The sequence below is a fragment of the Mycobacterium sp. genome (genome assembly GCF_049683935.1).
Lineage (GTDB): Bacteria > Actinomycetota > Actinomycetes > Mycobacteriales > Mycobacteriaceae > Mycobacterium.
This window is the reverse complement of sequence record NZ_JBAUJR010000367.1, coordinates 1-22,497: the sequence shown is the minus strand read 5'-3', so window position 1 is coordinate 22,497 and position 22,497 is coordinate 1. Positions and strand designations below refer to the sequence as shown.

The window sequence follows — 22,497 nt, the reverse complement described above, 5'->3', positions numbered from 1 at the left end:
GTTCTGGAGTTGGGCGCGGTGCTCGCTGGCCGTCACGACCAGCACACCGTCGATGAGACGGTTACCCAGCTTGGCGAGCATCCGGTCGCGCAACCACTCCGGCACCGAGGACGAGCGGGCGAGGTCGAACGACAGCTCTACCCGGCTGTCGGCGGTGTTCACGCCCTGCCCGCCGGGGCCGGAGGATCTGGAGAAGCGTTCGCTCAGATCGGACGCCGGCACCACCAGGGTGCGCGTCACGATCAGGTCCTCGGCCACGCTGACCAGGGTAGAACGTCGCCGTCGGCGGGCGAACCCATCAGTTACGGGATCAGCACCACCGACCCGACGGTCTTCCGCCCCTGCAGATCGCGGTGGGCCTGCTCGGCGTCGCGGAGCTCATACCGGTTGCTGACCGTGACGGTGAGTGTGCCGTCCGCGATCGCGGTGAGCAGTTCGCCGGCCCGCCAGGAGAATTCATCCGCTGTGCGGGTGTGGTGTGCCAGGTTCGGTCGGGTCAAAAACACCGAACCTGCGGCGTTGAGTCGCTGCGGGTCGAATGGCGGCACCGGACCGCTGGCCGCGCCGAACAACGCCAGCGTGCCGCGCACGGCGAGACTGGCCAGGCTGGCGTCGAACGTCGACGCGCCCACGCCGTCGTAGACCGCGGCGACGCCGTTGCCGTCGGTCAACTCACGGATCTGGTCGCCGAAGGCTTGCGGATCGTCCGGGTAGTCGAGCACCGCGACTGCGCCCGCCTGCCGGGACAACTCGGCCTTGTCGGGGGTGGACACCGTCGTGATGACCGACGCGGCCAGGCTGGTGGCCCACTGGGTGAGGATCAGCCCCACCCCGCCCGCACCGGCGTGCATCAGCACGGTGTCACCCTGCTGCACCGGGTAGGTCGACTTGATCAGGTAGTGGGCCGTCATTCCCTTGAGGAGCGCCGACGCTGCCACGTCCGGGGCCACTCCCTCAGGCACGTAGGCGACAAAATCAGCCGGCGCCAAACAGTATTCGGCATAGGCGCCGAACCCCTGGGCGGTCACCACCCGGTCGCCGACGGTGAGCGCGGCCACGTCCTCGCCGACCGCTTCGATGGTTCCGCAGACCTCGGTGCCCACGACGAACGGCACCTCTCGCGGGTACAGGCCGGACCGGAAGTAGGTGTCGATGAAGTTCACGCCGACGGCTTCGGCCTTGATCAGTATCTGTCCGGGACCCGGTGAGGGTTGCGGTTGTTCGACATAGGACAGGACTTCGGGCCCGCCGGTCTCGGCGACTTCGATGGCGTACATGCTCACCATCTTGCCTCCTCGGTGAAGTCGGCTTCCTGGGTAAAGTCGATCGGGTCATGAAGCATGCCCGCCCCGACGTCTTCCATCCCCGGATCGTGCTCGCCGGGTGCGCTGCCCTGCCCGACGGCGACGGTGACGACGCCGGCCTCGTGCAGGCACTGCGCGGGCGCGGACTGCATGCCCGCTGGTTGTCGTGGGACGACCCGGCCGCACTCGATTCGGACCTGGTGATCCTGCGTGCGACCTGGGACTACATCGACCGACTCGACGAATTCCTGGAGTGGACCCGCCGGGTCCCGTGCCTGTTGAACTCTCCCTCGGTCATCGCCTGGAACACCGACAAGCGCTACCTCGCCGACCTCGCCGCGGCGGGCCTACCGACGGTGCCGAGCAGCTATTTCGCCCCGGGGGAGCGGGTGCGGATCCCGACCGGGGAGTTCGTCGTCAAGCCTGCGGTGGGAGCGGGTTCGATTGGGACGCTGCGGTTCTCGGACGCCACGCAGGCGGCTGCCCATGCCGCGTCGCTGCAGGCTGACGGTCAGACGGTGCTGGTGCAGCCTTACGATCCACGGGTCGCCGACGGTGAGACCGCACTGGTGTTCCTGTCCGGGCGCCCGTCGCACGCCTTCACCAAGGGACCGATCCTGCCGGCCCCCGGCAGCGCCCCGAGATTCGACGCGTCGGGCACCTACGCCGAAGAACGACTGGAGCCCGCCGACCCGGATTTTGAGCTGTGGGATGTGGGCCATGCGACGCTCGCCGCGGCGGCCGCCCACCTGGACATCGATACCACCGACCTTCTTTATGCCCGCGTCGACGTGCTCGGCGGCGCCGACGCGCCCAGCGTGCTGGAACTGGAACTGGTCGAACCGTCTCTGGGCTGGCGTCAGCTCGACCCGACCGAACGCCGGCGCTGCCAGCGGCAGTTCGCCCTAGGGGTGGAGGCGGCTCTCGACCGGTTCGGGCTGGGTCCGTTCTCTCATCGACGCCCATAGCGCCGCGGTGGCCGCCGTGCAGATCGCTGCGCCCGCCACATGCATCGCCACCAACGCGGCGGGCACGTCGTTGAAGTACTGCACCGTGCCGAGGAGTCCCTGGGCCGCCGCTACTGCCACCACGACGCCGAGTCGGGTCAGCACCGGCTTCGGTGCGCGCACGGCCAGCAGAGCGAACCCCAGGGCCACCAGCAGCGACAGATAGGCCACCAGCAGCGACGAGTGCATGTGCACCAGCGTGGTGATCTCGATCTGCAGCCGCGGTACGGGTCTGTCCAGGCTCTTGTCCCCGGCGTGCGGACCCGCGCCGGTGACCATGGTGCCCGTCACCAGAACCGCTGACAGGGCGACCCCGCAGAGCACGGTCAGCTGCCGCAGCGGCTTGGGAACCCGGGCCGTCGGCACCCCGCTGTCGGGTTCACCGACCTTGACGAACAGCAGCGTCGCGACCCACACCATCGTCATCGACGCGAGCAGGTGGATGGCCACCGTCCACCACAGCAGCCCCGTCAACACGGTGATGCCGCCGATCACGGCCTGGACCACCGTCGACGCCGGCATCAACCACGCGTACACGAGTACCTCGCGCCGGCGGCGGGCGCGGATGAGGACGACCACCGCGGCCGCGGCGGTGAGCACCACCAGGAAGGTCAGCAGGCGGTTGCCGAACTCGACGGCCTGATGCACACCGGGCACCTCCGCATGCGGCACCGGCGTGAAGCTGCCGGGGAAGCACTGCGGCCAGGTCGGGCACCCGAGCCCCGAGGCGGTGACCCGCACGATCGCACCGGTGACGGCGATTCCGCCCTGGGTCAGGACGACGGCCGCGGCGACGATTCGCTGAACGCGCAGGCTCGGTTCCGGAAGCAGATCGACGAGCCGGAGGAAGAGTCGTCCGACGGGCACCTTCCGATCGTAGAGGCTGCCTAACTACGCGCTGTAGTAGGGGCACCTCACGGCTTCACCACCCGCGCCAGGATGTCGTCGACGATCTGCACCACCAACTCGTCGGTGATGGGGTCGCCGCTGACCAGCAGCCGGTGCCACAGCACGCTCTGGCCGAGTTCTCGCACGATGTCGACAGGGACGTCGGGGCGGACCTCACCACGGTGGATACCGCGCACGATGAGCGCGTTCATCTCGACCTTCCGCGAACCGATCACGTCGGTGTGAAACGTCGCCGCCAGTTCCGGATCGGCTCCCACCGCCATCACGATCGACCGCATCAACGGCCCGGTGTCGCCGTCGAACAGGTCGGCCCAGCCGCGCAGCACGGCGAGCATGTCGCTGCGGAAGCTGCCTGTGTCGTGGGTCGGGATCGAGGAGGCGGCGATGCCGATCAGCGTGTCCCGCAGCAGTGCCCGCCGATCGGGCCATCGGCGGTACAGCACGGGCTTGCTCGTGTGCGCGGCCACCGCGACTGCTTCCATCGTGACTCCATCGGGGCCGTGCGCGGCGAGCAGGTCGAGCACTGCCGACCGAATGGCCGCGTCGAGTTCCCCGCCGCGTCGTCTGGTGGTGGTCAACATCACTCGATTCTCTTTAGAAACTCTTGCGTATCTTATTTCAGGGCCGTACCGTCATGGTTAATAGGATACGCAAACGTATCTTGAAGGAGGAGAAATGTACACCCCGTCGCTTCCGGTCCTGTATCCGCTGCGCTCGGTCGACACCGCCACCGTGGACTTCACCGAGAGGCCGCACGGCCGTCACCGGATCACGATCGACCATCGTCCGCTCGCGGGTGTGACGCCGGCGATGCTGCTCGACTGGTTCCGCCACCTCGGCGACACGATGACCTACGGCGGCAAGACCGTGGACCGCTACCAGGCGTGGCATCCGATCGACCACATCCGCTGGGAGTTGTGGCGCCCGGCGCCCTCCGGCGGCGCCGGCGAGGGCGCGCGTTTCCACATGGTCGAGGCGTTCGGCGCCAAGCCCGAATATCTGAGCGATGAGGTCGCCAGGGTCGAGAAGCTCGACCGGACCGGAATCCGGCTGGTGCTCCGTGTGGCGGGAATCCCGGTGTTTCAGCTCGAGCACACCTGGTCGGCCGGCGATGACGGCGCACACTATGTCACCGTGATGGATCTCGGTGCCCGCTCGCGGCTGCTGGGACCGGTCAACTGGCTGATCCGCATGCGGTTTCCCGACCACAAGGCGAACGCCTGGGTCAAGCACAACATCGAAGAGGTCGGGCAGTTGGAGTACCTGCTGCCGCAGCTGATCGCCTCAGGTGAAGCGGAACCAGCGCAGCGCGCCCAGACCGGCGATGACGCCCCACACCGCGAGCACGGCCAGGCCGAACCAATCCACTGAGAGGATCATCGCCTGGGACAGCGCTTCGGTGAGCGCCCCCGACGGTGTCAACCGCGCCACCCATTGCAGCCCGGACGGAACCAGGCCGCCTTCCAACGTCAGGGCGCCCAGGGCGGCGAACACGAACCACAGCAGGTTGGCGATCGCCAGCACGATCTCGGCGCGCAGGGTGCCGCCCAGCAGCAGTCCGATGGCGGCGAACACCGCGGTGCCGAGCGCGATGATCGCGGCGCCCAGGGCCAGTCCAGCGATCGGGGGGCGCCATCCCAGAGCAAACCCGATGGCGCCGAACAGGATCGATTGCAGGAACACCACGGCGACGACCGCCAGCGACTTTCCGGCGACGATGCCCCAGACGGGCAGGGCGGTCGCCCCCAGTCTCTTGAGGGCGCCGTAGCGGCGGTCGAAGGCCACCGCGATCGCCTGCCCGGTGAACGCGGTGGAGATCACCGCCAGCGCCATGATCGCCGGGACGAACGTCGCCGCCCGGTTGTCCCCGAACGAACCCAGCGGCAGCAGCGTGAGTCCCACCAGCAAGGTGATCGGGATGAACATCGTGAGCAGCAGCTGCTCACCGTTGCGCAGCAGAAGGCGCACCTCGAGTCCGAACTGGGCGTTCAGCATCTGCGGAACCGCGGCCGGGCGCGGGTCGGGGGTGAACGTCCCCGGTGCGAAGCGGTTGCTCATGAGCGCAACTCCCGGCCGGTCAGTTCGAGGAACACGTCCTCGAGGCTGCGCTGTTCGACGCGCATGTCAGTGGCCAGGACATCGAGTCGGGCACACCATGCGGTCACCGTGGCGAGCACCTGCGGATCGATGTGTCCCTCGACGAGATACTCACCCGGGCTGGTCTCGACCGCCCGGTAACTCTCGGGCAGGGCTGAAACCAGCAGGCTCAGATCCAGCATCCGCGGCGCCCGGAACCGTAGCTGGTTCTCCGCGCCGCTGCGCATCAGTTCCGCCGGGGTCCCCGTGGCGACCGCCACGCCACGGTCGATGATCAGGATCCGGTCGGCGAGCTCCTCGGCCTCGGCCAGCTGGTGCGTCGTCAGCACCACCGTCACTCCGTCGCGTCGAAGCGCATCGATCAACTCCCACACCACGATTCGTGCGTGAGCATCCATGCCGGCCGTAGGCTCGTCGAGGAACACCAGCTCGGGACGGCCGACCACGGCGCAGGCCAGCGAGAGACGCTGCTGTTGCCCGCCGGACAGCCGTCGATACGTGGTGCGGACGGAGTCCGTCAGCCCGAGTGTGTCGAGCAGCCACTGCGGGTCGAGCGGATCGGCGGAGTACGAAGCGACCAGATTGAGCATCTCGCCGGCACGTGCCGCCGGATACGCGCCGCCGCCCTGCAGCATCACCCCGATGCGTGCCCGCAACGCTTTGTTGTCGGTGATGGGGTCGAGACCGAGGATCTCGATCTTGCCGCCGTCGGGTTTGAGAAAGCCCTCACACATCTCCACCGTGGTCGTCTTGCCGGCGCCATTGGGTCCCAGCAGGGCGAACACCTCGGCGGCCTGGACGTCGAGATCCAGTTCCGACACGGCGTTCATCGATCCGTACCGCTTGCTCACTCCACGTAGGAGTACCGGGACGGCAGCACCGGAACGGGAGGTCACGGAGACTCAGCGTAGGCGTCGGACCGGACAGTGGGTGGGTCCGGTGGCGGGGGTGGATCCACCGCGGGTTCGGGAACCGGGCGCCAGGGCAGGCGTCGGTACGTCAGCGCGGCCAGGACGAGCACGATCACCAGGCTGGCCAGCGTCGCCATCACGATCTGGAACAGCGCGAACCGGTCGCCGTTGGCCGTCGGGCCGAAGATCCCGACCAACAGGGTGGCGGCGATCGCCGTCGCGCGGAATCCCGGCCGGGTCGCCCACGCGGCGAGCGGAATGATCGCCCACAGCAGGTACCACGGCTGCACGACCGGGAACAGCAGCACGGTCGCTCCGAGCGCGACCCCGAGGCCGCCGACAGGGTGCAGGCGGCCGCGGAGCACCGCGAACAGCAGCCAGGTGACGATCATCGCGATCAGGCTGACGCCGATCGCACGGGTCAGCGCGAGCACCGCGGTGGTGTGGTCGCCGAGGCCGAGCAGGATGCCGACCTGACCGGTGCCCAGCGCCAACAGCGTCGGCGGGGACATCCAGCTTCGGACGACGTTGGCGGTGCCGAGGGTGAACAGCCAGCCGAACCCCAGTCCACTGGCCCAACCGATCGCCGCCATCACCGCCAGGGACACCGTAGCCAGTGACCCGCCCGCGATGAAGAACGCTTTGACGGTGCCACCCCAGCGGCAGGCCAGGGCCATCGCGACGAACCCCAGGGCCAGTAGCCCCGGGAGCTTGACCTGTGAGGACATGGTGATCAGCACGGCGCCCGTCAGCAGCATCGCCATCGGATACCACCGGCCCCACTGGCTGCGGTCCCGTGGCCAGGTCAGCGGACGCGGGATGAGCGGCGCCGCGGCATCGATGCCGCGCAGCGCGAACTCGGTGCCTGCCAGCATCAACCCGAGCATCAGTGCTTCGTTGTGGATACCGGCGACAAGGTGCATGAACAGCAGTGGGTTGGCCGGGCCCAGCCAGAGAGCGCTCACCTCGGCCACACCGCAGCGTCGGGCCAACCGCGGGGTGGCCCATACGATCATCCCGACCCCGAGCAACACCATGACGCGGTGGAACAGAACGGCTTCGACGATGTTCTCGCCGGTCACAGCGGAAATGCCGCGCCCCATCCACAGGAACAGCGGACCGTAGGGCGCTGGGGTTTCCCGCCACAGGCTGGGCACCGAGAGGGTGAAGACATGGTCGAGGCCGAGTCCGGGGGCCGGGCCGACGAGGTACGGGTCGTTGCCCTGCAGTGAGATCTCGCTCTGCGCAAGGTAGGAGTAGACGTCCTTGCTGTACATCGGCGGCGCGATCAGCAGCGGCAGCGCCCACAGCAACAGCGTGCGGTCGAGATCGCTGCGGGTCATCTTCCGCTTGCCCAGCGCGAACCGCCCCAGCATCAGCCACGCCAGCGTCATCATGACCGCGCCCGTGGTGGTCATCGTCAGCGACACTGTTTGGATGCGTGAGGGCAGATTGAGCAGCCGAACCCCGAACGTCGGATCCTGGACGACGGGGCGGGCGCCGGCACCGAGCGCGCCGAGGGCCATGAGTACGGTGCCGGTCGCGCCGAAAAGACGCGTCCGGCGCATCGCCATGAGCTCGGCGTCGTTGAGTGGACTGCCGACCGTTCGCTCATCACCGTGCCAACCGGCGATCGACGTGCTGAGGGAACGTAGGCGGGCTGCCACAAAAGGCAGCGTAGCGGGCGGATATTCCCGTCAATCCAGGGCAACTGGGTGTGAGTAACATGACAGCGCCAGATAAGGGTGCCCTTGCTGGACCCGATTTCGGAATTGCGTCACACTGGTGTTGTGAAATTCCGTCCACAGGCTGCACGCCCGACTGCACCGCAGTCCGCGCACGCTGACGGAGACACCCGGACGACGATCATCCGGCTCCTGCTGGAGTCGGGCCCCATCACCGCAGGAAGCATCGGCGAGCGTCTCGGCCTGTCCGCCGCAGGCGTGCGCAGGCATCTCGACGCTCTCATCGACGCCGGGGACGCTAAAGCCAACGCCGCCGCTGCGTGGCAGCAGGAGGGTCGGGGACGGCCGGCGAAGCGCTACCAGCTCACCGCAGAGGGCCGGGCCAAGCTCGAGCACACCTATGACGACCTCGCCTCTGCGGCGATGCGCCAACTGCGTGAGCTCGGCGGTGACGACGCCATCCGGACGTTCGCGCGCGGTCGCATCGACGCCATCCTCGCCGGAGTCGAGCCGGTGGCCGGCGCTGAAACCGGCGACGAGGTCGAGGCCGCTGCAGACCGGATCGCGGGCGCGCTGACCGACGCCGGCTACGCCACCACCACCACCCAGGTGGGCGGGCCTGCCCGGGGTGTACAGATCTGTCAGCATCACTGCCCGGTATCGCACGTGGCGAAGGAATTCCCGGAGCTCTGTGAGGCCGAGCAGCAGGCGATGGCCGAGATTCTGGGTACGCACGTTCAGAGGCTGGCGACCATCGTCAACGGTGACTGCGCTTGCACCACCCATGTCCCACTGTCCGCGGCCAAGGCTTAGCCGCAGCCAACAGCAGAAACACCTCCGGCACAGCCCGAGCCGGAGCCACCACAAGAGCAAAAGGAGTGTGTCGCCATGACACTCACACCGGAGACGCCGCTCACCCAGGAGGAGACCATTGCCTCCCTGGGCAAGTACGGCTACGGCTGGTCCGACTCCGATGTCGCGGGCGCCAGTGCACAGCGCGGATTGTCCGAGGCGGTCGTCCGCGACATCTCCATGAAGAAGAGCGAGCCCGAGTGGATGCTCGACATCCGGCTCAAGGCGCTGCGCACCTTCGGTAAGAAGCCGATGCCGAACTGGGGTTCCGATCTCGAGGGCATCCACTTCGACAACATCAAGTACTTCGTGCGCTCCAGCGAGAAGCAGGCCGCCACATGGGATGACCTGCCCGCCGAGATCAAGAACACCTACGACAGGCTCGGCATCCCCGAGGCGGAGAAGCAGCGACTGGTCTCCGGGGTGGCTGCCCAGTACGAGTCCGAGGTGGTCTATCACTCCATCCGCGAGGATCTCGAGGCGCTCGGCGTCATCTTCCTCGACACCGATACGGCGCTGAAGGAACACCCGGAGATCTTCAAGGAGTACTTCGGCACGGTCATCCCGGCCGGTGACAACAAGTTCTCCGCGCTGAACACCGCGGTGTGGTCCGGTGGGTCGTTCATCTACGTGCCCAAGGGAGTGCACGTCGACATCCCACTGCAGGCGTACTTCCGGATCAACACCGAGAACATGGGCCAGTTCGAGCGGACGCTGATCATCGTCGACGAAGACGCCTATGTGCACTACGTCGAGGGTTGCACCGCGCCGATCTACAAGAGCGACTCGCTGCACTCGGCGGTCGTGGAGATCATCGTCAAGCCCGGCGGACGTTGCCGCTACACGACCATCCAGAACTGGTCGAACAATGTCTACAACCTGGTCACCAAGCGGGCCCGCGCCGAAGCCGGCGCCACCATGGAGTGGGTCGACGGCAACATCGGTTCCAAGGTCACCATGAAGTACCCGGCGGTCTGGATGACCGGTGAGCATGCCAAGGGCGAGGTGCTCTCGGTGGCATTCGCCGGCGAGGGCCAGCACCAGGACACCGGCGCCAAGATGCTGCACCTGGCTCCCAACACGTCGTCCAACATCGTGTCGAAGTCGGTCGCCCGCGGCGGGGGCCGCGCGTCCTACCGCGGCCTGGTCCAGATCAACAAGGGTGCCCACGGCTCCCGCTCCAGCGTCAAATGTGATGCCCTGCTGGTCGATACGATCAGTCGCTCCGACACCTATCCGTACGTCGACATCCGTGAGGACGACGTCACGATGGGTCACGAGGCGACGGTGTCGAAGGTCAGTGCCGACCAGCTCTTCTATCTGATGAGCCGCGGCCTGACCGAGGACGAGGCGATGGCGATGGTGGTGCGTGGTTTCGTCGAGCCGATCGCCAAGGAGTTGCCGATGGAATATGCGCTCGAGCTCAATCGGCTGATCGAGCTGCAGATGGAAGGCGCGGTCGGCTGAGTGAGTGCCAAGAATCTGACCGAAGCTGCCGAGGCGGCCGTCAAAACCCCCGGCTCAGCACTGGCCGGGGCCAACAAGGGTGAGTTGTTCGCCTCCTTCGACGTCGACGCCTTCGAGGTACCCGGTGGCCGCGACGAGTTGTGGCGGTTCACGCCGCTCAAGCGGCTGCGCGGTCTGCACGACGGCTCTGCGCCCGCCACCGGCGAGGCGCAGATCCAGGTCGTCGAACACCCGGGTGTCACCGTGGAGACAGTGCGCCGGGGCGACGAACGACTGGGCCAGGGTGGTGTTCCCACCGACCGCGTTGCCGCGCAGGCATTCTCGTCGTTCACCTCCGCGACGGTGATCACGGTGCCGCGCGAGACCGAATTGGCCGAACCCATCGAGGTCACCGTCACCGGTCCGGGCGAAGGCGCGGTGGCCTACGGTCACCTGCAGATCCGGGTCGAGGAAATGGCGCGGGCCATCGTCGTCGTGGATCTGCGTGGCAGCGGGACCTACGCCGACAACGTCGAGATCATCGTCGGTGACTCGGCGGGACTAGGGGTGATCTGGATCGCCGACTGGGCCGACGACATGGTGCACGTGAGTGCGCACCATGCCCGCCTCGGCAAGGACTCGGTGCTCGGGCACGTCAACGTCACGCTCGGTGGCGACGTCGTCCGGACCTCGGCGACGGTGCGTTTCACCGCACCCGGGGGTGACGCGAAGCTGCTGGGCACGTACTTCGCCGACGACGGCCAGTTCTTCGAGTCGAGACTGCTCGTCGACCATGCCCATCCCAACTGCAAGTCCGATGTGCTGTACAAGGGTGCGCTGCAGGGTGATCCGGACTCTGCGCTGCCCGATGCACACACCGTGTGGATCGGCGACGTGCTGATTCGGGCCGAGGCCACCGGCACCGACACATTCGAGGTCAACCGCAACCTGGTGCTCACCGACGGCGCCCGTGCCGACTCGGTGCCGAACCTCGAGATCGAGACCGGCGAGATCGCCGGCGCCGGACACGCAAGTGCCACAGGGCGCTTCGACGACGAGCAGCTCTTCTATCTGCGCGCTCGCGGCATCCCGGAGCCGCAGGCCCGTCGCCTGGTGGTTCGTGGCTTCTTCGGCGAGATCATCGCCAAGATCGCCGTGCCCGCCGTACGCGAGCGCCTCACCGAAGCCATCGAGAGAGAACTAGCGATCACCGAATCGAGAAACAGCTGACATGACCACACTTGAAGTCAAAGACCTGCATGCCTCCGTCGTCTCCGCCGAGGGCGGTGCCGACATCGAGATCCTCAAGGGCGTCAACCTCACCGTGAGTTCGGGGGAGACCCATGCGGTGATGGGCCCCAACGGATCTGGCAAGTCGACGTTGTCGTATGCGATCGCAGGCCATCCGAAGTACACCGTCACCTCCGGATCGATCACGCTGGACGGCCAGGACGTGCTGGAGATGAGCATCGACGAACGGGCTCGCGCGGGGTTGTTCCTCGCGATGCAGTACCCCATCGAGGTGCCCGGCGTGTCGATGTCGAACTTCCTGCGGACCGCCGCGACCGCGGTCCGCGGTGAGGCTCCCAAGCTCCGGCACTGGGTCAAAGAGGTCAAGGGCGCGATGGGCGACCTCGACATCGATCCGTCCTTCAGCGAGCGGAGCGTCAACGAAGGGTTCTCCGGCGGCGAGAAGAAACGCCACGAGATCCTGCAGCTGGGCTTGCTCAAGCCGAAGATCGCCATCCTCGACGAGACCGACTCGGGTCTGGACGTCGACGCGCTGCGGGTCGTCAGCGAGGGTGTCAACCGCTACGCCGAGACCGAGCACGGCGGCGTCGTGCTGATCACCCACTACACCCGCATCCTGCGGTACATCCAGCCCCAGTTCGTGCACGTGTTCTTCGGCGGACGGATCATCCAGTCCGGTGGTCCCGAGTTGGCCGACGAACTCGAGGAGAACGGCTACGAGCGCTTCACGCAGGCCGCACCGGCCTCGTAGGAGGGATCCCGAGAGATGACGACGACCGTCAGCGGCTCACTGGAACGGACGGAGATCGCCCGGATCCGGTCGGACTTCCCGATTCTGGATCGGGTGATGCGCGGCGGCTGCCAACTGGCCTATCTGGATTCCGGTGCGACCTCGCAGCGCCCCGTGCAGGTGCTCGACGCCGAGCGTGACTTCCTCGTCACGTCGAACGGTGCGGTGCACCGCGGAGCCCACCAGCTGATGGAGGAGGCCACCGACGCCTACGAGCACGGCCGCGCCGACATCGCGGCGTTCGTCGGTGCCCATACGGATGAGCTGGTGTTCACCAAGAACGCCACCGAGGCGATCAATCTCGTTTCGTACGCCATCGGCGACGAGCGATTCGCATCAGCGGTCGGTCCCGGTGATGTGATCGTCACGACCGAGCTCGAGCACCACGCGAACCTGATCCCGTGGCAGGAGCTCTGCCGGCGGACGGGCGCGGAATTGCGCTGGTTCGGCGTCACCGACGACGGACGCATCGACCTCGACTCGATCGACCTCGATGACCGGGTGAAGTTGGTTGCCTTCAGCCATCATTCGAACGTCACCGGCGCCGTCGCTCCGGTGGCCGAACTGGTGGCGCGGGCCAAGGCCGTCGGCGCACTGACGTTGCTCGATGCGTGCCAGTCAGTCCCGCATCAGCCGGTCGATTTCCACGAACTGGATGTCGATTTCGCGGCGTTCTCCGGCCACAAGATGCTGGGCCCCAACGGGATCGGCGTGTTGTACGGCCGCGGCGAACTGCTCAACGAGCTGCCGCCGTTCTTGACCGGCGGGTCGATGATCGAGACCGTGACGATGGAGTCCACCACCTACGCGCCGGCACCGCAGCGGTTCGAGGCGGGGACTCCGATGACCTCTCAGGTCGTCGGCCTCGGCGCGGCCGCCCGGTACCTGCAGGACATCGGGATGGCTGCGGTGCAGCAGCACGAGGCCGAGTTGGTCGCTGCCGCGCTGACCGGGTTGTCGGGTATCGAGGGTGTCCGGATCATCGGACCCACATCGATGGAGGATCGCGGTTCGCCGGTGTCGTTTGTGGTCGACGGTGTGCATGCGCACGACGCCGGGCAGGTTCTCGACGATGACGGGGTGGCGGTCCGCGTCGGTCACCACTGTGCGTGGCCGCTGCACCGGCGGTTCGGGATCGCCGCGTCGGCGCGCGCGTCCTTTGCGGTCTACAACACCGCCGAGGAGGTCGATCGGCTGATCGCCGGGGTGCGCCGTGCCGTCGAGTTCTTCGGTCGCGACTGACGATGCGACTAGAGCAGATCTACCAGGAAGTCATCCTGGACCACTACAAGCATCCGCACCACCGCGGACTGCGTGAACCTTTCGCCGCGCAGGTCCACCACGTCAACCCCACCTGTGGTGACGAGGTCACGCTGCGGGTGGCGCTTTCCGAGGACGGAGGGACGGTCACGGACATCTCCTACGACGGTCAAGGCTGTTCCATCAGTCAAGCGTCAACCTCGGTGCTGACCGATCAGGTGATCGGGCAGAGCGTCGGTGACGCACTCGAGACGATCGCCGCCTTCTCGGAGATGGTGTCCTCGCGCGGCAGTATCGCGGGTGACGAGGATGTGCTCGGCGACGGGGTGGCGTTCGCCGGCGTCTCGAAATACCCGGCACGGGTGAAGTGTGCGTTACTGGGCTGGACAGCGTTCAAGGCCGCGCTGGCGGAGGCTCACACGTCGAACGGTCATGAGGAGAACTGATGAGTGATACGGCAGTACCAAACGACGAACTGCTCGCCGACATCGAGGAGGCCATGCGCGACGTCGTCGACCCCGAACTCGGGATCAACGTCGTCGACCTCGGCCTGGTCTACGGCGTGGACGTGGAGGATGGTGACACCGGTCCGGTGGCACTGATCAACATGACCCTCACCTCTGCTGCGTGTCCGTTGACGGATGTCATCGAGGACCAGTCCCGCAGCGCTCTGGTCGGTGCCGGCTTGGTGAACGAGATCAAGATCAACTGGGTGTGGAATCCGCCGTGGGGTCCGGACAAGATCACCGATGACGGGCGCGAGCAACTCAGGGCACTCGGCTTCACCGTCTGAGTCCCGGTTGGCTCGGTTACCGCTGACAATCAACATGTGCTGACAGTCCCGGCGTTCGTTTGGCGTGGCGGGTGCGTTCGCCGGGCGGTGGCGGTCGGCGGAGCGATGGGGATCTGTCTGGGTTCGATGGCCTGGCTGGACTCGGGCGTCCCCGTTGTAGGAGCGATCGTCTTCGTGGTCGTCGGCGCCTTCTCCGGCGTCTGGACTTCGCGCCGGATGGTGCGGTATTGGCCGGCGGCCGAGCAACTCACCGGTGATGAGCGGGTCCAGGTCGTCCGCGCTGTCCGCCGGGGCGAACCGGTCGGGAACGAGCGCCTGGCCCAGCCAGCGGTCGCCTACGTCCGGGGATTGCACGCCGCGGCCGCAGCCCGCCGGCCGTGGCGCTTGATTCTCGGCGTCGTCCTTGGCGGCGCGAGCGTGGCGGCAGTCTGGGACGCCGTTTTCGGATCGTGGGGCAGTGCCGTCGCCTCTGTCCTCTACCTGGCCGCGTTGGCACTGGAGTTGTGCTGGTGGCCCAAGCGGCAAGCGGCGCTGTTGACCGGTGCCGACCGCGCGGTGGCCTAGCGCGGACAGCGTGTGTTCCCGGCACCAGGGTGACGTTCTGCGGGGCGTCGGCAGATAAGGCGCCGCCGACGCACGGTCGCGCGGCACGGCCGGGTGTTGCTTCTGCGATTTCTGGCAATTGTGACATTGCGGCATCGTGCAAGTGGCGATGGCCGAAAACTATTGACAGCAAACGATGCTGCGAAGGAACGCCTTCTATTCGAGTTAATTCGGCAAACTAATATCCCTGCGCTGAATGGCCCGCAATCGGGCGAGAACGTTTCCGTTACAGCAGATTTCACAGGCCATTTGTTCTTCGTTGAAGAGCCTTTTCGCGCGAAAACGAGCGTGTTTGGTTTGCATTGGCTAACGTTTGCTGCAGACGTCACGCTGGGCGAGGAGGGGACCACCGGGGACCGTGAATCACTGATGGTGGCGGTGGCGGATGGTAACCGTAGTCATCAGTCGTGAATTGGTGTGTTCGCTCAAATGTCCTGCTGACCTGATGTCTAAATTCATGTTCGCTTTCCCTTCTGATTACCGGCAGAAGAAATGGATATGCAGATGAGCAATGGTCGTCGGAGTGAATCCCGCGTAGTCAGCGGCAAATACTGGTTAGCCGGTGGGGTGGTGGCTGCCGGACTGGGTGCGGCGGTCATGACCGGAGCGTCGATCGCAGTCGCGAGTCCCGCGGACACCGCCGCTGCCGGGGCCTCGACATCCTCGGAAACGAATTCCGGACCGAAAACCACTGTTGCCAAGCGTGACTCGCGCAGCGAGTCGAAGCGTGAAGCTGACGGCGACGACAGGGCGACCTCCCACGGGGCGGACGACGGGGGAGACGACCCTGACGACACCGAGTCCCCCGACGTGGGCGAATCCACCGGTGACACCACTGACGACGTCGACGATCCCGGCGATACCGATGATGTCGAGGAAACAGGCGATAGCGACGACGAGACCGGAGATACCGTCGACGACATCGGCGACGCCGACTCGGACGCGTCCCTACCCGCAGTCGACGAGGGCGACGGACCGCCCGCGCCCGTCGTGGTTGAAGACCGTGATGCTAAGAGGGCCTCGGAGCCTGTCAAGATGACCGATGACAGCGTGGCCCCGGTCACGGTGCGATCAACCGAGGCGGCGCCCGCTGCGCTCACCACCGCCACGATCGCCACCAGCACGATGACCTCCGCGGCAGACGAGGTCGACACGGCGTTGATCGCCGCGGCGACGAGCACCAGGGTGACGTTCACGTCGATGGTGCGTGACTGGCTGTACTCCGTCGGTATCCGCAGCTCGAAGCTCGGTGTCGACGACGGTGGCGCGGAGGTGCCGAAGTTCATCGCGACCTGGTGGCTGGGCGTGCGGTCCCGGATCTACCGTGACGTGGTGATCCCGCAGCCGGGCAATCCGACCCAGCCGTCGAATCCCGGTCAACCCCCGTTGCTGTGGGAAACGAATTTCTCCAGCATGGAGGAGGCGCTGACCTACTGGGGCCTGCACACCGGACGCTGGGGTCAGTCCGCGGGGGAGAACCAGTACTACACCGATGGCGACAACGTCTACGTCGACGCAGAGGGCAACCTGGTCGTCGAAGCCCGTCGGGAAGCCGCCCCGGATGGTCTCGGCGCGCCGCACAACTACACGTCCGCGCGCGTGGTCACGTTCGGCAAGCAGTCGATCGGCGTCGGCACCCGAGTGGTGGCCCGCATCCAGATGCCCGTCACCCAGGGCACGCTGCCGGCGTTCTGGTCGGTCGGTCTCGAGCCCGGCCATGAGTACGACTGGCCCCGCCAGGGGGAGATCGACATCGTCGAGATACCGGGCATGGGCACCCCGGCATCACGCAGATGGTGGACCGGCAACATCCACGGACCGTCGGAGGCGAACAACACCGTCGACGTCAAGCTGCACCACATCGGTGCGGACCTGGGGGTGGACCTGTCGCAGGACTTCCACGAGTACGGCATGGACTGGTACTCCGACCGCATCATCTGGCACGTCGACGGCGTTGAGGTCGGGCGCGTGACCCAGGCCCAGTACGAGGCGTTGGGCGGCGACTGGACACCGTTCTCGGGACAGTGGGATCACTACCTGATCCTCAATCTCGCCGTCGGCAACCCGTGGACGGGAGATCCGAGCCCGACGGCTCCGTTCCAGGCTGAGATGAAGGTCGACTGGGTGAAGGCGTACTCCCTGTGATGTGCCCCGGTTGCGGGGAACACGGCACCGCGACGAAGCGTTGACTCTCTCGTGGCTACTCAAGATCTCACCGCTGACAAGTTCAACGACACGATCAACGACAACGAGATCGTGTTGGTCGATTTCTGGGCGTCCTGGTGCGGGCCGTGCCGGCAATTCGCCCCGACCTTCTCGGCTTCGGCCGACAAGCACCCCGACGTCGTCCATGCCAAGGTCGACACCGAGGCCGAGCAGCAGCTCGCGGCCGCGGCCGACATCCGCTCCATCCCCACGCTGATGGCGTTCAAGAAGGGCAAACTGGTGTTCAACCAGGCCGGAGCCCTCCCGCCGGCAGCGCTGGAGGACCTGGTGCAGAAGATCAAGGAGTTCGACATCGACGCCGCGGTCGCCTCTCAGGACGACGGCGAGGCGCCGAGCCAGGCGTAGCACCAAACCCGCCGCCGGATACCGTGCAGGCGTGACGGCTCACGATCATCCTGCGCAGTTGGTACTGGTGGACCGGCCTCATCCGCACGTCGCGCTGGTGACGCTCAACCGCCCGGAGCGGATGAACTCGATAGCGTTCGACGTGATGGTGCCGCTGAAGAGGGTTCTCGACGAGTTGAACGTCGACAACTCGGTGCGGGCCATCGTGCTCACCGGGGCGGGACGAGGTTTCTCCTCCGGCGCCGACCACAAGTCGGCCGGCTCGGTGCCCCACGTCGATGGCCTGACCAGGCCGACGTTCGCCCTGCGCTCGATGGAAGTGCTCGACGACGTCATTCTGGCGTTGCGCAAGATGCACCAGCCGGTCATCGCGGCGGTCAACGGCGCGGCCATCGGTGGAGGTCTGTGCCTCGCGCTGGCCTGTGACATCAGGGTCGCATCCAGCGCCGCCTACTTCCGGGCGGCGGGAATCAACAACGGTCTGACGGCCAGCGAGCTCGGCCTGTCCTTCCTGTTGCCGCGAGCCATCGGCACGTCTCGGGCGTTCGAGATGATGCTGACCGGGCGGGACGTGGCCGCCGACGAAGCCGCGCAGATCGGGCTGGTGTCCCGAGCGGTGCCCGGCGACGACCTGCTCGACGTTTGCTTCGAGATGGCGGCGAGGGTCGCGTCGTTCTCCCGACCGGGTATCGAGTTGACCAAACGCACGCTGTGGAGTGGACTGGACGCCACAAGCCTGGAAGGGCACATGCAGGCCGAGGGTCTGGGACAGCTCTACATTCGTTTGCTCACCAGCAACTTCGAAGAAGCGGTCGCAGCGCGCGCTCAGAAGCGCCCCGCGGTTTTCACAGACGACAAGTAGGTAGGTGGACAAGCGTGATCACCGCAACGGACCTGGAGGTCCGCGCCGGGGCGCGCACGCTGCTGTCGGTGGAGGGCGCCGCGCTGCGCGTTCAGCCCGGCGATCGGATCGGACTGGTGGGCCGCAACGGCGCAGGCAAGACCACCACCATGCGCATTCTGGCCGGAGAAGGCGAGCCCTACGCGGGCACCGTCACCCGTACCGGTGAGGTCGGCTACCTGCCGCAGGACCCCCGAGAGGGTGACCTCGACATGCTGGCCCGCGACCGGGTGCTCTCCGCACGCGGGCTGGACACTCTGCTCACCGATCTGGAAAAGCAGCAGGTGCTGATGGCCGAGGTGGCCGACGACGCCACCCGCGACAAGGCGATCCAGCGTTACGGGGTCCTCGAAGAGCGCTTCGCCGCCCTGGGGGGATACGCCGCCGAGAGTGAAGCCGGCCGGATCTGCGCCAGCCTGGGTTTGCCGGAGCGGATTCTGACCCAGCCGCTGCGGACGCTGTCCGGCGGTCAGCGTCGCCGGGTGGAACTGAGCCGCATCCTGTTCGCCGCGTCCGACACCGGTTCGGGGTCTGACACCACGCTGCTCCTCGACGAGCCCACCAACCACCTCGATGCCGACTCCATCGGGTGGTTGCGGACCTTCCTGCAGAACCACGCCGGTGGTCTTGTGGTGATCAGTCACGACGTGGATCTGCTCGCCGATGTCGTGAACCGGGTGTGGTTCCTCGACGCGGTGCGCGGCGAGGCCGATGTCTACAACATGGGTTGGCAGAAATACCTGGATGCCCGGGCAACCGACGAGCAACGCCGGCGCCGGGAACGCGCCAACGCCGAGAAGAAGGCGTCCGCGCTGCGCACGCAGGCGGCCAAGATGGGTGCCAAAGCCACCAAAGCCGTTGCCGCACAGAACATGCTGAAGCGCGCCGAGCGAATGATGTCCGAGCTCGACGACGAGCGGGTGGCCGACAAGGTAGCCCGGATCAGGTTTCCCACGCCCACGGTGTGCGGCCGTACCCCGTTGGTCGGCAAGGGCCTGACCAAGGTGTTCGGCTCGCTGGAGGTCTTCACGGGCGTCGACCTGGCGATCGACAAGGGATCTCGGGTGGTCATCCTCGGCCTCAACGGTGCGGGTAAGACCACGCTGCTGCGCATCCTCGCGGGTACCGAGTTGCCCGATGCGGGGATGATCGAACCCGGTCATGGCCTCAAGCTCGGATACTTCGCACAGGAACACGACACCATCGACGGGTTGGCCTCGGTCTGGGAGAACATCCGCCACGCCGCCCCCGACACTGGTGAGCAGGATCTCCGCGGTCTGTTGGGTGCGTTCATGTTCAGCGGTGCGCAACTCGACCAGCCTGCGGGCACGCTTTCCGGAGGCGAGAAGACGCGACTGGCACTCGCCGGACTGGTCGCGTCGAAGGCGAATGTGTTGCTGCTCGACGAACCCACCAACAACCTCGACCCCGCCTCGCGGGAACAGGTTCTCGACGCGCTGCGCAGCTACCAGGGGGCGGTGGTGCTGGTGACCCACGACCCGGGCGCTGCGGAGGCTCTTGACCCGCAACGGGTGGTGCTGCTGCCCGACGGCACCGAGGACTTCTGGTCCGATGACTACCGGGACCTCATCGAGCTGGCGTGATCGCGTGTCAACGGTTCCGACGGTGGGTATCCGCCGTGGAACCAGATGCGGGAGGTCTCGATGAAGATGGACAGCACGACCAGGGATCAGTTGGTCAGCGAGCTCCGCAATGAGTATGAGCGTGGAGCGAGCATCAGGTCACTGGCGGCATCAACGGGTCGATCGTACGGCTCGGTGCACAGCATGCTCCGTGAATCCGGTACGGCGATGCGCAGCCGGGGCGGACCCAATCACCGCGGGCGGCGGTGACACCTACTGCTGCCGGACCGATGCTTCGACGAGATCGAGTACAGCGCTGAGTTTTTCCGGGTCGTCGCCTGAGGCGAGCCGCGCCACCAGGCCGTCGAGTACCAACTCGAGGTAGGTGCGCAGCACCTCGTCGGGCACGTCACCGCGCAGCCTGCCGGCCTGCTTCTGGCGACGTAGTCGTTCCGCGGTGGCTGTCGACAACTCGGCGGAGCGCTCGGCCCACCCCCGGCTGAATGCCGGATCGTTGCGGAGCTTCCGGGCGATCTCCAGCCTGGTGGCCAGCCAGTCGAATTGTTCCGGCGCGGCGAGCATTTCCCGCATCACCTGGATCAGCCCCTCGCGCGTCGCGACATCCGCCATTCGTTCCGCGTCTTCACGCGCCAGTTCGAAGAACAGCGTGTCCTTGTCGCGGAAATGGTGGAAGATCGCGCCGCGCGAGAGCCCGATCGTCTGTTCCAGGCGTCGCACGGTCGCCCTGTCGTACCCGTGCTCGGCGAAGCACCGCCGGGCGCCGTCGAGAATCTGGCGACGGCGCGCCGCCAGGTGATCGTCGGTGACCCGGGGCACCTGTCAGGACTTCAACATATTGCGCAGCACGTACTGCAGGATGCCGCCGTTGCGGTAGTAGTCGGCCTCGCCGGGAGTGTCGATGCGGACCACCGCGTCGAACTCGATCGCCGAACCATCGGTCTTGGTGGCTTTCACGTTGACCGTCTTCGGCGTCTTCCCGTTGTTGAGTTCCTCGATGCCGGTGATGTCGTAGACCTCGGTGCCGTCCAGTTTGAGGCTGGCGGCGGACTCGCCCTCGGGGAACTGCAGCGGGATGACGCCCATGCCGATCAGGTTCGAGCGGTGGATCCGCTCGAACGATTCGGTGATCACCGCACGCACACCCAACAGGCTGGTGCCCTTGGCCGCCCAGTCCCGGGAGGAGCCCGACCCGTACTCCTTGCCGCCGAGCACCACCAGTGGCGTCCCCTGCGCGGCGTAATTCTGGGCCGCGTCGTAGATGAACGCCTGCGGTGCATCATCCTGGGTGAAGTCACGGGTGTAGCCACCGGAGACGTCGTCGAGCAGTTGGTTCTTGAGCCGGATGTTGGCGAACGTGCCCCGGATCATCACCTCGTGGTTGCCGCGTCGGGAACCGTAGGAGTTGTAGTCCTTGCGGTCCACGCCGTTGGCCTCGAGGTACTCCGCCGCCGGCGTGCCCTGCTTGATGTTGCCTGCAGGGCTGATGTGGTCGGTGGTGACTGAATCACCGAGCAGCGCAAGCGCTCTGGCGCCACTGATGTCGCTGACCGGGTCCGGGTCCGCGGGCATTCCCTCGAAGTACGGAGGCTTGCGCACGTACGTCGACTTCGGATCCCAGTCGAAGGTCTTGCCGTCCGGTGTCGGCAACGACCGCCAGCGCTCGTCGCCCTGGAAGACGTCGGCGTAGCTGTCGGAGAACATCTTCTGGTTGATCGAGCTCGCGATGACGTCGGAGATCTCTTTCGGCGAAGGCCAGATGTCCTTGAGGAAGACGTCGTTGCCGTCGTCGTCCTGTCCGAGCGGGTCGACTTCGAAGTCGAAGTCCATGGTGCCGGCTAGCGCATAGGCGATCACCAGCGGCGGTGACGCCAGGTAGTTCATCTTCACGTCGGGGGAGATGCGACCCTCGAAGTTGCGGTTGCCCGACAGCACCGCTGTGACCGACAGATCATTGTCGTTGATGGCTTTGGAGATGGCCTCGGGCAGCGGGCCGGTGTTGCCGATGCACGTGGTGCAGCCGTAGCCCACCAGGAAGAAGCCCAGCTTCTCCAGGTATGGCCACACCCCAGCCTTGTCGTAGTAGTCGCTGACCACCTGGGAACCCGGCGCCATCGACGTCTTGACCCACGGCTTGGTCGTCAGGCCCTTGTCGACGGCCTTCTTGGCAAGCAGCGCAGCGCCGAGCATCACCGACGGGTTGGAGGTGTTGGTGCACGAGGTGATCGCCGCGACGACGACCGCACCGTGGTCGAGGACGAACTCGCCCTGCTCGTCGGACTTCACCGTGATGGGCTTGCTGGGCCTGCCCTGTGAGCCGTTCGCCGCGGACGGTCGTACGTCGGTCTCCCCGTCATCGGCGAACGACAGCGACACCGAGTCACTCGCGGGGAAGGATTCGTCGACCGCCTCGTCGAGCTTGGTCTGGACGGAAGTCTCTGCCTCTCCTCCCACGTAGTTGTGGATGTCCTTGCGGAACGCGGTCTTCGCGTCGGACAGCTGAATTCGGTCCTGGG

At 66.5% G+C, this 22,497-nt stretch carries 25 protein-coding genes; 16 read left to right on the top strand and 9 right to left on the bottom strand.

Features of this window, described 5'->3' with window-relative positions; genetic code table 11:
• Together WA965_RS21360 and WA965_RS21355 are read right to left on the bottom strand one after the other, a co-directional pair.
• A partial coding sequence (locus WA965_RS21360; protein WP_526448041.1) for a peptide chain release factor-like protein occupies positions 1–258 on the bottom strand: 258 nt, incomplete at its 3' end.
• Positions 259–302: 44 nt separating this feature from the next.
• The gene (locus WA965_RS21355; protein WP_526295670.1) at positions 303–1,277 is read right to left on the bottom strand and encodes a quinone oxidoreductase family protein; all 975 of its coding nucleotides are present in this window, start codon (positions 1,275–1,277) and stop codon (positions 303–305) included.
• Between the two features lie 56 nt (positions 1,278–1,333).
• Between WA965_RS21355 and WA965_RS21350 the strand changes: the two genes are divergently transcribed.
• Positions 1,334–2,272, top strand: a complete 939-nt coding sequence (locus tag WA965_RS21350; protein ID WP_526295545.1) for an ATP-grasp domain-containing protein — start codon at positions 1,334–1,336, stop codon at positions 2,270–2,272.
• On the opposite strand, the gene WA965_RS21345 is transcribed toward WA965_RS21350, so the two are convergent.
• Together WA965_RS21345 and WA965_RS21340 are read right to left on the bottom strand one after the other, a co-directional pair.
• The gene (locus tag WA965_RS21345) at positions 2,210–3,178 is read right to left on the bottom strand and encodes a COX15/CtaA family protein (protein ID WP_526295547.1); all 969 of its coding nucleotides are present in this window, start codon (positions 3,176–3,178) and stop codon (positions 2,210–2,212) included. The two genes, WA965_RS21350 and WA965_RS21345, sit on opposite strands and share 63 nt — an antisense overlap.
• Positions 3,179–3,225: 47 nt before the next feature.
• Positions 3,226–3,801, bottom strand: coding sequence for a TetR/AcrR family transcriptional regulator (locus tag WA965_RS21340; protein WP_526295549.1), 576 nt, complete (start codon positions 3,799–3,801; stop codon positions 3,226–3,228).
• 94 nt (positions 3,802–3,895) lie between these two features.
• On the opposite strand from WA965_RS21340, the gene WA965_RS21335 reads away from it, so the two are divergent.
• Entirely contained in the window at positions 3,896–4,591 is a 696-nt protein-coding gene (locus WA965_RS21335; RefSeq protein ID WP_526295551.1) for a hypothetical protein, read from the top strand.
• Here the strand turns inward: WA965_RS21335 and WA965_RS21330 are convergent.
• The 3 genes from WA965_RS21330 to mptB form a co-directional block, all read right to left on the bottom strand.
• Entirely contained in the window at positions 4,505–5,278 is a 774-nt protein-coding gene (locus WA965_RS21330) for an ABC transporter permease (RefSeq protein ID WP_526295553.1), read from the bottom strand. The two genes, WA965_RS21335 and WA965_RS21330, sit on opposite strands and share 87 nt — an antisense overlap.
• A complete protein-coding gene (locus WA965_RS21325) occupies positions 5,275–6,147 on the bottom strand; it encodes an ABC transporter ATP-binding protein (protein ID WP_526295672.1) in 873 nt (290 codons plus the stop codon). The genes WA965_RS21330 and WA965_RS21325 overlap by 4 nt, the downstream gene beginning before the upstream one ends.
• Positions 6,148–6,209: 62 nt before the next feature.
• Positions 6,210–7,895: a polyprenol phosphomannose-dependent alpha 1,6 mannosyltransferase MptB gene (mptB, locus tag WA965_RS21320; protein WP_526295555.1), complete on the bottom strand. Its 1,686-nt coding sequence runs from the start codon at positions 7,893–7,895 to the stop codon at positions 6,210–6,212.
• A 123-nt stretch (positions 7,896–8,018) separates the two neighbouring features.
• Between mptB and WA965_RS21315 the strand changes: the two genes are divergently transcribed.
• The 14 genes from WA965_RS21315 to WA965_RS21250 all read left to right on the top strand — a co-directional run bounded on the left by WA965_RS21315 (position 8,019) and on the right by WA965_RS21250 (position 20,233).
• Positions 8,019–8,726, top strand: a complete 708-nt coding sequence (locus tag WA965_RS21315; protein ID WP_526295557.1) for a helix-turn-helix transcriptional regulator — start codon at positions 8,019–8,021, stop codon at positions 8,724–8,726.
• 75 nt (positions 8,727–8,801) lie between these two features.
• Entirely contained in the window at positions 8,802–10,232 is a 1,431-nt protein-coding gene (gene sufB / locus WA965_RS21310; protein WP_526295559.1) for a Fe-S cluster assembly protein SufB, read from the top strand.
• Entirely contained in the window at positions 10,233–11,441 is a 1,209-nt protein-coding gene (gene sufD / locus WA965_RS21305) for a Fe-S cluster assembly protein SufD (protein WP_526295561.1), read from the top strand.
• Between the two features lies 1 nt (position 11,442).
• Entirely contained in the window at positions 11,443–12,213 is a 771-nt protein-coding gene (gene sufC, locus WA965_RS21300) for a Fe-S cluster assembly ATPase SufC (protein ID WP_526295563.1), read from the top strand.
• A gap of 15 nt (positions 12,214–12,228) precedes the next feature.
• Positions 12,229–13,494, top strand: a complete 1,266-nt coding sequence (locus WA965_RS21295) for a cysteine desulfurase (RefSeq protein ID WP_526295565.1) — start codon at positions 12,229–12,231, stop codon at positions 13,492–13,494.
• Positions 13,491–13,958, top strand: a complete 468-nt coding sequence (gene sufU, locus WA965_RS21290) for a Fe-S cluster assembly sulfur transfer protein SufU (protein ID WP_526295674.1) — start codon at positions 13,491–13,493, stop codon at positions 13,956–13,958. The genes WA965_RS21295 and sufU overlap by 4 nt, the downstream gene beginning before the upstream one ends.
• On the top strand, positions 13,958–14,305 hold the full coding sequence (locus tag WA965_RS21285; protein ID WP_178359172.1) for a metal-sulfur cluster assembly factor: 348 nt from the start codon (positions 13,958–13,960) through the stop codon (positions 14,303–14,305). Before sufU ends, WA965_RS21285 begins: the two co-directional genes overlap by 1 nt.
• Positions 14,306–14,341: 36 nt before the next feature.
• Positions 14,342–14,869, top strand: coding sequence for a hypothetical protein (locus WA965_RS21280; protein ID WP_526295567.1), 528 nt, complete (start codon positions 14,342–14,344; stop codon positions 14,867–14,869).
• A 93-nt stretch (positions 14,870–14,962) separates the two neighbouring features.
• Positions 14,963–15,319: a hypothetical protein gene (locus tag WA965_RS21275; RefSeq protein ID WP_526295569.1), complete on the top strand. Its 357-nt coding sequence runs from the start codon at positions 14,963–14,965 to the stop codon at positions 15,317–15,319.
• 159 nt (positions 15,320–15,478) lie between these two features.
• Positions 15,479–17,053 (top strand): glycoside hydrolase family 16 protein, encoded by a 1,575-nt coding sequence (locus tag WA965_RS21270; RefSeq protein ID WP_526295571.1) that lies wholly within the window; start codon positions 15,479–15,481, stop codon positions 17,051–17,053.
• Positions 17,054–17,104: 51 nt separating this feature from the next.
• Complete coding sequence (trxA, locus tag WA965_RS21265; protein ID WP_178359174.1) at positions 17,105–17,479, top strand: thioredoxin; 375 nt, start codon at positions 17,105–17,107, stop codon at positions 17,477–17,479.
• Positions 17,480–17,510: 31 nt separating this feature from the next.
• Positions 17,511–18,341, top strand: a complete 831-nt coding sequence (locus WA965_RS21260) for an enoyl-CoA hydratase (protein WP_526295573.1) — start codon at positions 17,511–17,513, stop codon at positions 18,339–18,341.
• Positions 18,342–18,355: 14 nt separating this feature from the next.
• Positions 18,356–19,984 (top strand): ABC-F family ATP-binding cassette domain-containing protein, encoded by a 1,629-nt coding sequence (locus WA965_RS21255; RefSeq protein ID WP_526295575.1) that lies wholly within the window; start codon positions 18,356–18,358, stop codon positions 19,982–19,984.
• A gap of 60 nt (positions 19,985–20,044) precedes the next feature.
• The gene (locus tag WA965_RS21250; protein ID WP_256736103.1) at positions 20,045–20,233 is read left to right on the top strand and encodes a helix-turn-helix domain-containing protein; all 189 of its coding nucleotides are present in this window, start codon (positions 20,045–20,047) and stop codon (positions 20,231–20,233) included.
• 3 nt (positions 20,234–20,236) lie between these two features.
• Here the strand turns inward: WA965_RS21250 and WA965_RS21245 are convergent, their stop codons facing one another.
• Both WA965_RS21245 and WA965_RS21240 read right to left on the bottom strand, forming a co-directional pair.
• Positions 20,237–20,800, bottom strand: a complete 564-nt coding sequence (locus WA965_RS21245; RefSeq protein WP_526295577.1) for a TetR/AcrR family transcriptional regulator — start codon at positions 20,798–20,800, stop codon at positions 20,237–20,239.
• Between the two features lie 3 nt (positions 20,801–20,803).
• Positions 20,804–22,497: aconitate hydratase (locus tag WA965_RS21240; RefSeq protein WP_526448040.1), on the bottom strand; the 1,694-nt coding region annotated here is incomplete at its 5' end.

Coding starts and splice junctions, on each gene's coding strand:
- WA965_RS21355 (WP_526295670.1), bottom strand. CDS start 1,277: ATGTACGCCATCGAAGTCGCCGAGACCGGCGGGCCCGAAGTCCTGTCC.
- WA965_RS21350 (WP_526295545.1), top strand. CDS start 1,334: ATGAAGCATGCCCGCCCCGACGTCTTCCATCCCCGGATCGTGCTCGCC.
- WA965_RS21340 (WP_526295549.1), bottom strand. CDS start 3,801: ATGTTGACCACCACCAGACGACGCGGCGGGGAACTCGACGCGGCCATT.
- WA965_RS21335 (WP_526295551.1), top strand. CDS start 3,896: ATGTACACCCCGTCGCTTCCGGTCCTGTATCCGCTGCGCTCGGTCGAC.
- WA965_RS21330 (WP_526295553.1), bottom strand. CDS start 5,278: ATGAGCAACCGCTTCGCACCGGGGACGTTCACCCCCGACCCGCGCCCG.
- WA965_RS21325 (WP_526295672.1), bottom strand. CDS start 6,147: ATGAACGCCGTGTCGGAACTGGATCTCGACGTCCAGGCCGCCGAGGTG.
- sufB (WP_526295559.1), top strand. CDS start 8,802: ATGACACTCACACCGGAGACGCCGCTCACCCAGGAGGAGACCATTGCC.
- sufC (WP_526295563.1), top strand. CDS start 11,443: ATGACCACACTTGAAGTCAAAGACCTGCATGCCTCCGTCGTCTCCGCC.
- WA965_RS21295 (WP_526295565.1), top strand. CDS start 12,229: ATGACGACGACCGTCAGCGGCTCACTGGAACGGACGGAGATCGCCCGG.
- WA965_RS21285 (WP_178359172.1), top strand. CDS start 13,958: ATGAGTGATACGGCAGTACCAAACGACGAACTGCTCGCCGACATCGAG.
- WA965_RS21250 (WP_256736103.1), top strand. CDS start 20,045: ATGAAGATGGACAGCACGACCAGGGATCAGTTGGTCAGCGAGCTCCGC.